Source organism: Streptomyces glaucescens (assembly GCF_002154375.1).
GTDB lineage: Bacteria > Actinomycetota > Actinomycetes > Streptomycetales > Streptomycetaceae > Streptomyces > Streptomyces glaucescens.
Genome location: NZ_MUND01001123.1, coordinates 1 through 765, shown reverse-complemented (window position 1 = coordinate 765; position 765 = coordinate 1). Strand labels below are relative to the sequence as shown.

1 pseudogene is annotated in these 765 nt (G+C 79.6%); it reads right to left on the bottom strand.

Going from position 1 to position 765, the window contains the following annotated elements:
* Positions 1–765 (bottom strand): annotated as a pseudogene (locus CCN42_RS43125) (eCIS core domain-containing protein); the annotation flags it as partial.

The following is a 765-nucleotide window of genomic DNA, read 5'->3' as shown; positions in this document are numbered from 1 at the left end:
CCCCCGCCGCCGCCACCGCCAGAGCCAGAGCCACGGCCGCCACCGCCGCCGCCTCCCCGTCGCGAGGCACCGGCCGACGCCGACCGCTTCGGCTCGGGTGCCGATTCCGGGGCGCGCCTCGGCTCGGCAGGGGCCGGTTCCGAGGTCGCGGCAGCTGGGGGCCGGGAGCCCCCGGCAGGCTCGGTACGGGGGCTGGTGTCCTGGGCCGGGCCGGGCGCGGGAGCCGTGTCGGACGTGCCCGAGCCGCCCGTCGGACCCGGCGTGTCCGAGCCGCCCGCCGGGCCCGAGGCGTCCTGCGCGGGTGCCGTTCCCGAGGTCTGCTTCGTCCCGGCGCCGGACTGCGCCGAGCTGCCGCCCGCCGCCTGCTGGGACTCCTTCTCCGGTGCGGCGGTGGTCTTGTCGCCGCCCGCGGGCGTGCCCGCTTCCTCCTTCGCGGCGGGTTCCCTGACGTCACTGCCGCCCTCGGACTTGCCGTCCGCCTTGCCCGGCGCCTCCTGCACGGTGGTCTGCGCGGCGACCGGGCCGGCCTTCGGATCGTCCCCGCTCTTGGGGTCCTTGGTCGCCGTACGGGCTACCGGCGGGATCGCGGCGGCCTGTTCGAGGGCGAGGCCGCCGAGGCCGGTCGCGCTGTCCGGGCCGCCCTCGGTCTCCGGGGACGGCGTCACGTCCAGCGGCTCGCCGGCCGTCTCCTCCCCGGGCTCCGCCTCGGCCGCCGCGTCCTCGGCGTCCTCCGCGTCGCGCAGCGCCTGCACCTCGTCGGCCCGG